9 protein-coding genes are annotated in these 9457 nt (G+C 51.1%); 5 read left to right on the top strand and 4 right to left on the bottom strand.

Features of this window, described 5'->3' with window-relative positions; all coding sequences use genetic code 11:
- Both P8J86_09205 and P8J86_09200 read left to right on the top strand, forming a co-directional pair.
- The coding region (locus P8J86_09205; protein MDG2054873.1) for a hypothetical protein at positions 1-724 on the top strand (724 nt) is incomplete at its 5' end.
- Between the two features lie 91 nt (positions 725-815).
- A complete protein-coding gene (locus P8J86_09200) occupies positions 816-2306 on the top strand; it encodes a cryptochrome/photolyase family protein (protein ID MDG2054872.1) in 1491 nt (496 codons plus the stop codon).
- Positions 2307-2364: 58 nt separating this feature from the next.
- Here the strand turns inward: P8J86_09200 and katG are convergent, their stop codons facing one another.
- The gene (katG, locus tag P8J86_09195; protein ID MDG2054871.1) at positions 2365-4557 is read right to left on the bottom strand and encodes a catalase/peroxidase HPI; all 2193 of its coding nucleotides are present in this window, start codon (positions 4555-4557) and stop codon (positions 2365-2367) included.
- 38 nt (positions 4558-4595) lie between these two features.
- Positions 4596-5021, bottom strand: a complete 426-nt coding sequence (locus P8J86_09190) for a Fur family transcriptional regulator (GenBank protein MDG2054870.1) — start codon at positions 5019-5021, stop codon at positions 4596-4598.
- Positions 5022-5366: 345 nt separating this feature from the next.
- Here P8J86_09190 and P8J86_09185 point away from each other — a divergent pair, with 345 nt between their 5' ends.
- The 3 genes from P8J86_09185 (at position 5367) to P8J86_09175 (ending at position 7508) form a co-directional block, all read left to right on the top strand.
- Positions 5367-6731 carry a hypothetical protein gene (locus P8J86_09185; protein MDG2054869.1) on the top strand — a complete coding sequence of 455 codons (1365 nt, stop codon included), beginning with the start codon at positions 5367-5369 and terminating at the stop codon, positions 6729-6731.
- Between the two features lie 97 nt (positions 6732-6828).
- The gene (locus P8J86_09180) at positions 6829-7203 is read left to right on the top strand and encodes a nuclear transport factor 2 family protein (GenBank protein ID MDG2054868.1); all 375 of its coding nucleotides are present in this window, start codon (positions 6829-6831) and stop codon (positions 7201-7203) included.
- Positions 7204-7253: 50 nt separating this feature from the next.
- On the top strand, positions 7254-7508 hold the full coding sequence (locus tag P8J86_09175) for a hypothetical protein (GenBank protein ID MDG2054867.1): 255 nt from the start codon (positions 7254-7256) through the stop codon (positions 7506-7508).
- Positions 7509-7685: 177 nt separating this feature from the next.
- On the opposite strand, the gene P8J86_09170 is transcribed toward P8J86_09175, so the two are convergent.
- Both P8J86_09170 and P8J86_09165 read right to left on the bottom strand, forming a co-directional pair.
- Positions 7686-9038, bottom strand: coding sequence for an insulinase family protein (locus P8J86_09170; protein ID MDG2054866.1), 1353 nt, complete (start codon positions 9036-9038; stop codon positions 7686-7688).
- A gap of 92 nt (positions 9039-9130) precedes the next feature.
- Positions 9131-9457, bottom strand: a 327-nt coding sequence (locus P8J86_09165) for a hypothetical protein (protein MDG2054865.1), incomplete at its 5' end; no start/stop codon positions are given.

Raw genomic sequence — 9457 nt, 5'->3', positions numbered from 1 at the left:
TCAAGAGATCATTGCGGCCTGTCACCAGGCTGGAGTGCAGTTCATGGACGGTGTCATGTTTATGCACCATCATCGATTGCAACGTGTGCTTGAACGACTTGGAGACATCGGACCGGCCCCGAGTATGATCAACTCAACATTTACGTTCCTTGCTGATGATGCGTTTATGCATTCAAACATACGCACGTCGAGGGAAACTGAGCCGCTGGGCTGTGTTGGTGATATCGCATGGTACAACGCGCGAATTTCACTGGTAGTGATGGGCGGCATGCCGACTCTTGTGCGTGCGCGTCATCATGAGCTTCATGACGGGGTTCCCATTCATACCAGTGGAGAATTGGAGTTTGCTGGTGATCAAGGGCCACTTGTTTGTCACTTTCAGTGCTCATATAGACATCCTCTTCGGCAGTGGGTCGAGATCATCGGTGATCGTGGATCAATCTGGATTCATGATTTTGTTCATGGGAATGCCACCGAAGCCGTATTCGAGATTCACCAAGACCCTATTCTGAAAAATGCTGATACGTTGATCGATGAATCATTTGAAAGAATTGTGGTGGATCACTGTGTGCAAGAAGCTGAGATGATTCAGTCATTCTCACGTATTGCAGTTGGTGAGGTGCCGCTTGATCCACAGTGGCCACGATGGACGCTCGACACCCAGCGCATCATCGATGCAATAATGGAAAGTGCTCGTCAAGGTGGTGCGGACGTCACAATCTGAGTCGCAGTTAGTCAGGCGATCGGGCACATGTTGTTTCCCATAAATCGACGGATCTTCTCCTATATTGAAAGCTCATAGCTAAAAAAGAATGATGCCCCCCAAAGAGACACTTCTAATATTTCCGCACCAATTGTTTGATGAGCACCCAGGCTGCAGCCTTGCGCCTTCACGAATTGCACTGATTGAGGATGGGCTATTCTTTGGTGATCATTGCCATTCTCTGGCCTTCCATCGGCAAAAGTTGTGGCTGCATCGAGCGAGCATGAAAGCCTATGAGCAGCGGCTTCTAGAAAGTGGCGCATCAGTAGATTACGTTGAACATGCGCCTGGCGTGAATATGCTTGAGACGTATCTGAAAAATCTCAAAGAGCGTCAGATACTTGTGGCTGAGCCACATGATTATCTTCTTAAACGTCGTCTTTGCCGATATTGCGAAGCCTTTTCGTTGCAGTTGCGGTTTTTAGATACGCCGATGTTTCTCAATACCTCGGAGGAGAATCAGCGTTATCGGAAAACTAAGAAGCGTTGGTATATGGCCGATTTCTACAAGCATCAGCGTCGACGTTTCGATGTACTGATGGAAAATGATGAGCCGATTGGGAGTCAATGGAGCTTTGATAAAGACAATCGAAAGAAAGTGCCAAAGAAAATGTTGGGAGCGATTCCCAAGCTGCCAGAGATAAAACAAACGGAAGTTGATAAAGCGGCTCGCCAATACGTTTTAGATCGCTATCCAAAAAATCCTGGCAGGCTTAATGAACTGATCTATCCAACATCGCATAAAGGCGCACAGCAATGGCTAGACGCATTTCTTGAGCAACGGTTGGCGATGTTTGGTGACTATGAAGATGCGATCGTTAAGGGAGAGAACACACTTTGGCATGGCGTGCTGACTCCGATGCTCAACATCGGTCTTCTTACCCCAAAGAGCGTTTTGGAAGCAGTCCTTAAGCATGCCGAAAGAAACGAAATCCCGCTGAATTCGATTGAAGGTTTTGTTCGGCAGTTGATTGGTTGGCGCGAGTTTATGCGTGCGACCTATGAAGATCTTGGTGTAACGATGCGCACCACCAATCATTGGGGACACGTATGTCGCATTCCCGCATGCTTTTACGATGGCACAACTGGCATTGATCCTTTGGATGATGTGTTGGATCGGGTGCTTGAAACTGGCTATTGTCACCACATTGAAAGACTCATGGTGCTCGGCGGCTTTATGTTTCTCTGTGAGTTTGACCCTGATGAAATCTATCGCTGGTTTATGGAAATGTTTGTTGACAGTTATGACTGGGTGATGGTTTCTAACGTGTATGCGATGAGCCAGAATGCTGATGGGGGACTCATTACCACCAAACCCTACTTTTCGGGCTCTTCGTACATTCGCAAGATGAGTAATCACTCGGCGGGTGATTGGACGGCGATCTGGGATGGTTTGTATTGGCGTTGGATTTGGAACCATGTCGAAGAACTAGCTCGCAATCCGCGTTGGTCAATGATGTGCGCTATGGCAAAGAAAATGGACAGTGAAAAGAGAGAAGCGCATTTGCGTATTGCAGAGACGTTTTTGTCATCGCTTGGTTAAAGACGACGACCCCTTTTGGGGTCGTCGTTCAAAGTCAGTCGAATATCTGATCTTTTAATCAGTCGAATCGGCCAAGATTCATCACCTTATCCCAGGCAATGACAAAATCGTGCACGAACTTTTTGGTTGCATCATTGCTGCCATAGACCTCAGAGAGTGCTCGCAGTTGTGAGTTTGATCCAAAGACTAAATCAGCACGACTGCCGGTCCACTTCACTTTGCCTGTCGCTCGTTGGCGGCCCTCGTAAAAGTGCTCGCACTGTTTCGAGGGAGACCATTCAATGTCAGTATCAAGAATATTGACAAAGAAGTCAGTGGAGAGTGTTCCCACGCGGTCAGTCAGAACGCCAAGCTTGGAGTCGCCGGTGTTGGCGCCCATGGCTCGCATCCCGCCGATAAGGACGGTCATTTCAGGCGCGGTCAACGTGAGGAGGGATGCACGATCAATCAAAATGGCTTCGCCGTGACGTGGGTCATTTGGATTGGCGTGGTTGCGGAAGCCATCGGAAGCTGGCTCAAGCACTGCAAATGAGTGAGCATCGGTCATCTCTTGGGTGGCATCGGTACGGCCAGGTCGGAAGGGTACGGTGACGTTGACACCAGCTTTTTCGGCTGCCTGCTCGATGGCGGCGCAGCCACCAAGCACAATGCAGTCAGCCAGTGAGATATTCTTGTTTCCAGTCTGGGCACTATTGAAAGTTGCTCTGACTTTTTCAAGAGCAGCCATCGCTGTGTGTAGTTCAACTGGTTCGTTGACATCCCAGTCCTTTTGAGGAAAGAGCTGGATACGAGCGCCGTTGGCCCCGCCTCGCTTGTCAGTTCCACGATAGGTGGACGCTGAACCCCATGCAGTCATCACCAGTCGCTGTGGAGAAAGGCCGCAGTCGAGTAGTGACGTTTTCAAGCCGGCGATGTCAGTTTCATTGACAAGTTCATGGCCAACTTCCGGGACTGGGTCTTGCCAGATCAAGGTTTCAGTGGGCACCTCTGGTCCTAGGTAGCGGGCTTGTGGTCCCATGTCACGGTGGGTGAGCTTGAACCACGCTCTGGCAAAAGCATCTGCGAACGCTTCTGGATTTTCGCGGAAGTGCCTTGCGATTGGCTCATAAATCGGATCCATACGCAGGGCAAGATCGGTGGTCAGCATCATCGGCGCGTGCGTCTTTGTTGCATCATGGGCGTCGGGCACGGTTTTTTGTGCGGCAGCGTCGGTTGGTATCCATTGCTTGGCGCCGGCAGGACTTTCGACCAGCTGCCATTCGTAGTCAAAAAGCGTATCGAAGTAGCTGTTGTCCCACTTTATTGGTGTGGCTGTCCAGGCACCCTCAAGACCAGAACTGATGGTGTCATCACCAACGCCGGTGCCGAAAGAATTCTTCCAGCCTAGACCCATCTGCTCGATTGGTGCAGCCTCAGGTTCGCGCCCTAGGAATTCAGAATCAGGGGCAGCGCCATGTGTTTTTCCAAAGGTGTGTCCGCCGGCAACCAGTGCCACGGTCTCCTCATCATTCATAGCCATGCGTGCAAATGTTTCTCGGATGTCTCGAGCTGAGGCGATCGGATCAGGCGTTCCGTTTGGACCTTCGGGATTCACATAGATCAGTCCCATCTGAACAGCGCCGAGCGGACTGGTCAGTACGCGATCGCCTGAGTAGCGATTGTCACCAAGCCACTTTGTCTCTGGCCCCCAGTCGACATCTGTATCGGGTTCCCAGACATCGACGCGGCCACCGCCGAATCCAAATGTCTTAAGCCCCATTGATTCGATAGCGCAGTTACCGGTCAGAATAAACAGGTCGGCCCATGAGATCTTTGAGCCATATTTCTTCTTGATTGGCCAGAGCAGGCGCCGGGCCTTGTCAAGGTTCACATTGTCTGGCCAGCTGTTCAGCGGCGCGAAGCGCTGCGTACCCGAGCCACCGCCACCCCGGCCATCATGAATGCGGTAGGTGCCAGCGGAGTGCCAAGCCATGCGAATAAAGAACGGGCCGTAATGTCCGTAATCGGCTGGCCACCATTCCTGCGAATCGGTCATTAGCGCGTGAAGATCTTTCTTGACTGCCTTGAGATCGAGTGTGTTAAATTCTTTTGCATAGTCAAATGTCGCGCCCATGGGGTCGGACTTTTGGGAGTGCTGATGCAAAATGGAAAGGTCAAGTTGGTTGGGCCACCAGTCGCTATTGTTTCGACGTCCCTGGGTAGAACTCATGGTGTTTGAGAGGACGGGGCATTTTGTAGTCGTGTCAGTCATAGATTTCTCTTTGCTTGGTCTTAGCGATCGTTTGGTACTTAGGTATTGTTGGTGCGACGACATTTGGGGCAATGGCCCCAGTAGATGACTTCGGCTTCGTCGATATCGAAGCCAGCGGTGTCTGTTGGTTCGAGGCAGGGGGCGCATCCACGCCGGCAGTCCACGTCGATCATGTGTCCGCATGATCGGCAGATAAGATGGTGATGGTTGTCTTCGGTCCTGGTTTCGAATCGAGCCGGCGAGTGAGCGGGTTGGATACGCCGCAGCAGTCCGTGTTGAACAAGCGCTCCGAGACCGTCGTATACGGTCTGATGAGAGATCGAGCCAATGCGATGGCGGACATCTGATTTGACGGTATCGGCAGTGCAGTGGGGGTGCTTAGACACAGACTCCAAGATGGCCACCCGCTGAGTGGTGACCTGAAGGCCATGGTTGCGAAGAAGTTCTGTGCATGTGCCATGCATATAGAGGTTGTATCTACAATTCTGGATTGAGTCAAGAATTCTGATGTTGGCTGATTGCCTCGCGCTCAGGCACGATGTGGCGGCCGTCTTGTCTCTGTGCTGACCAGTTGTTCCCACACGACTTGGAACAAGCCCTGCTCTTAAGCCTGTCAAGTGGCTTCTTCGATTTTCAAGATGGCCATGCTTTATTATCTGGCACACAGGTGTTAACGCTGCCCCATCAATTTCTTGATGTATTGCTTATAGTAGATGGGTATGTGGCGTGGGCTGGTCTTAGGCCGGCCGATCATTTGAGGGCTGTGTAAGGGAAGCATTGTTATTCGGATTTTCAACACCATTCTCATCTTGGCAATAGCAGGGGTTTTTTCGTCTTGTTCATCGAGCCAATCCACTGAAGATGAATTTACCCGGGCGGCTCGACTGACCACCCAGGGCGCCAGTGACCCACAAGAACGCCTACGTGATGAACTTGGAGAGTTCATGGTGTATTTCGAGCGAACCATCGCGCGACTCAAGACCAATGCCGTCCGAGCAGCTGACGGGAATGCGGAGCAGCTTGAGACCATTCGCAGCTTGGTTATGCTCATTGAGCTAAAGTTCACGGAGGCGTATGCTCAGCCGGATTCATTTGAGGCGCTCATTGAGCTCTGGTACGACGCCTATCGATTGAATGCATGGCGATGGCAATATGAAAAGCGTCACAGTCTTCTGGTGAGCGCCAATGGTATTTCTCATATTCTCAATCGCATTCGCGAGATTGCAAGGCGATGGACTCAGCCCTCTCTATTCGGTCAGCTCGATGGGAAGATTCGAGAGCAGGCTCGGTTAGATGAGGAAGCAGAGGATTTTATTGATCCCGAGCGAATGCGGGTTTCCAAGACGCCGGTGCTTATCAATGAAAGTAAAACGACAGGTCTCGTGAGTGTGCTCGGTCTTCCATTTGCCCCATTTGCAGCGGTAGACAGCATCTCTCGAACGGCTGCTGAAATGGGTCTCGAAGCGCGCAGAATTGCAGATCGTGTTGATCGGCTGCCAAGTGATTTGGGGCACCAAGGTGAGATGATTGTGCTTGAGGTCCTTTCCAGTCCCCAGGTTGGATCAGTGCTCAAAGACTTGGAGCAGCTGAGTGTCAACTTTGCAAGAATCTCAGACGAAGTCGCAAAACTAGAAAATGTGGTTGATCAGCTTCCCACGCGGGTCAGAGAAGAGTCATTGATACTCTTGGAATCTCTTGATGGTCAATCGGAAGAATTGCTCACGATCAACGACTCATTACTACAGACCTTTGAGAGTGGGGGGCAGACGCTTGATAGTCTTGCTGTAGCAATCACATCTTTGAATGAGCTGACGCTTCAGGTTGAGACTACGACCTTGGTCTTAGATGAGATGTTTGGATTCTCAACAGCGGTGGCATCTGATCCTGGTGACAGTCAAGATACGCTTGTTGAATTGAAGGCCGCAGTCGATGGGATCACAGAGGCCTCAATCTCGTTGCAGAATCTAATCAGTTCTCCAGAGATAGAGAGTGTGATCGATCGTGTTGATCGATCCATAAAAAACGCAGCCAAAGAGGCAGATCAAACCGCAAGCATGATTGTGAACCTTTTGGCCTGGCGGCTTGGACTGTTGCTTGTCATTGCATTTGTCTTGGGCGCTGTGCTGGTGTGGTTCATGAATATGCAGAAACGCCGCTTGATATCTAGCCAATAATAATTATTGATTGGATTTAATTACATTGGTTGCCAGTGCATATCTGCAATGTATAAACGCGTAGTTCTTGTTTGTGACTTCTATTGAGGATCCCTTTATGAGCGCAACCAGTGATATTAGGAAATGCGTTGAGCGGTATTACCAGAGTCTGTATACCTCTCATCCAGACGAGGTACGCGCTGTCTTTCATGAGAATGCAAAGATCACTGGCTATCTGCCTGATGGTCTGCATGAGATGGACGTTGAAGAGTTCGCTGGTTTTGTTGCTTCACAGCAGCCTTCACCCGAAGAATCAAAGGCCGAGCAGATGCTTGAGATTCTCTCGTGTGACATTGCAGGGCAGACGGCCTGTGTGCGTCTACGCGAGTCTTATTTGGGAATGATTTTTATTGATACTTTTGGGATGTTAGAAGTCGAAGGTCAGTGGAAGATTTATAACAAGCTCTTTCACGTTGAGGGTATGGTCAGCTAAAGGCGTCAGAAGTCTTAGACCTGCTGGTGCTCATAGAGAAGACAAGTCAAATGGTTGAAAAGAAGCCCGAACAACATTCATCAGATTCAGAGCGTTCTTCTGACTTAGGTGTGGGAACCTACGTCGGATGGGTGCTTTTTGGACTCGCTTTTGCCTTGGTCATGTTATTTATCTGGGCGTTAATTAAACAGATTGCATTTGGGACCACTGTGACGACGCCGGAGTGGGTCATTCTCTGGATCATTGGTATTGCTATTGCCGCTTGGAAATTTCCCAATATGAATTTCCTGAACTTTTTCAAGTAATTCGTTTGTTCAACACGCTGGTTGCTCTGACTTTTAACCCAGCAATGGATGAACCCTTTGCCAACACTCTTACTTGCGATACTTGTTACATGGTGGCTGCTGTGCTGGTGTGGTTCATGAACATGCAGAAACGCCGCTTGATATCTAGTCAGTAACCATTATTGATCGAATCTCATCTCAGCGGTGGTCAGTGTCTCGCGGCGCTTTGATGCCCGGAATCACATTCAACCGAGCCTGGGCCGTGTTGGCGTTGATCCAGTCGCGCAGCGCTGCAAGTTCTTCATCGCTGACCCCCCGAAGCTGCTGACGCAAGGTATTTCCGTCCACGCCCATTTGGGCTTGACGCCCTGTAACAAATGCAGAGAAGTAGGGGTTTTGCGCAGTCATCATCGGGTGAATAGTGGTCAGGCCAAGCATCTGGCCGAAGTTGGTTTCAACCCATGCGGCGTCCTGCGGTGTCACGGGATCATGCAGCGCGCTATGTACGAGCGCATCAACGCGCGATCGCGCATGTTCTATTGTCTCGCCATCACGGACGGTCGTGGTGATGACCAGCGTTTCGGGGGCATCCATGATTGGATACTGCACCGATGCCTTTGGTGCTGCCGTCATCATGTCAGACGACAAAAAGAGGCGGCCGGCCACGATGAGGAACGTCGCATAGGCATCATCGTTCACTGGCGGTGATCGCAGGGCAACGACCGCTGCCGATGGGAGCGCCGCGGGCGCACGGCTGGCGCGCACAGTGATGACTTCATTGATGTCATGTGCCGGTTTGGGTCGCGGTGGGATCGATCCGATGTTGGTGCCTGACTCGATCGTTGCAAACATGGCCTCGATCAATGGCCGAAGGCGGTTCACATTTGCTGCGGCAATGATCAGTCGGGCATTAACAGGTCGATAGTGATTCTTATAGAACGTCTTCAGATCTGTGAGCGTGATGTTGCGAACTTGATCGGGGGCTCCGCTGCGACGTCCGCTATGGAGTGATGGGCGTACCAGTTCAATGCCGTTGTTGAACGCAGATAACTGCGGGTGCCCTTCGAACATGTTGCTGACTTCTTCGATCACGCGAGGAACTTCTCGATTCAGATCTGACGGGGCGATACGCAGATTGTGCATGCGAGCTGCGGCATCGCGTAGCTCATGCTCAAGGCGATCATTGCCAAACACGGTGGCGATGATGGTGTACTGCGCTCCGGTCTGTGCATTCCAGCCGGCGGGATACTGCTGGACGTATTCCTGGACATCTCGAGCTTCTTGCTGGTCGGTCGCGGCCGTCACATAGATATGCTCTAGTACATGGGTTAACCCTGACTTGCCTGGTGGGTCATGGTCACCACCGATGTCATACAGCACGACGATGGCGGCCAGCTTCGCCCCAGGGGCGTCGATCAGCGTGACCTCAAGGCCGTTGTCAAGGGTGTAAGTCTCGTTGCCGTGGGCAGACGAAGCAGTGATTGCCAAGACTGTAAGTAGCCATATGAATGCCAGTGCTTGGATCACGAGTTGAACACAGATCTTATGCATAAGAGCAAACAGTTATGTGTAAGCGCCGATCAAAAACGCAATGTCAGCGAGGACAATGTCATGAGCTCTTTGATGTTCCTGAGAGATGTTTCTCAACGAAAACGATCGAGTGTCATCGATTGCTGACTCTTTGCGTCGGTAAAGACCAAGCCGTCTTTCACCCTCTTCAGTTCGTAGGTTCGCTCGCCGAAGGGTTGACCGTACAGCATGATTTCGTCGCCGGAGATTTTGTAGGTGCCAGTGACGGCGCGGATCTTGTCTCCGTACTTCGCTTCAGCAGTGTAGGTTCCGTCAGGAGCAAAGGTCACCGCACCAAAGCTAAAGGGACGATCGTCGGTGGCGTCTCGACCTTGCCAGGTGCCTGAAATACTAGTTGCGCAGGCAGAGAGGCTCACCATGATTGAGGAGGCCAGAAGAAT

It is taken from the genome of Phycisphaerales bacterium, assembly GCA_029268515.1.
GTDB lineage: Bacteria > Planctomycetota > Phycisphaerae > Phycisphaerales > SM1A02 > JAQWNP01.
The sequence above is the reverse complement of the archived record's forward strand: the minus strand, read 5'-3'. Positions and strand labels throughout refer to the sequence as shown.

Bases quoted from the DNA above. Each gene is read 5' to 3' on its own strand.
- katG (MDG2054871.1), bottom strand. From the start codon at position 4,557: ATGACTGACACGACTACAAAATGCCCCGTCCTCTCAAACACCATGAGT.
- P8J86_09170 (MDG2054866.1), bottom strand. From the start codon at position 9,038: ATGCATAAGATCTGTGTTCAACTCGTGATCCAAGCACTGGCATTCATA.
- P8J86_09175 (MDG2054867.1), top strand. From the start codon at position 7,254: ATGGTTGAAAAGAAGCCCGAACAACATTCATCAGATTCAGAGCGTTCT.
- P8J86_09200 (MDG2054872.1), top strand. From the start codon at position 816: ATGCCCCCCAAAGAGACACTTCTAATATTTCCGCACCAATTGTTTGAT.
- P8J86_09190 (MDG2054870.1), bottom strand. From the start codon at position 5,021: ATGCATGGCACATGCACAGAACTTCTTCGCAACCATGGCCTTCAGGTC.
- P8J86_09180 (MDG2054868.1), top strand. From the start codon at position 6,829: ATGAGCGCAACCAGTGATATTAGGAAATGCGTTGAGCGGTATTACCAG.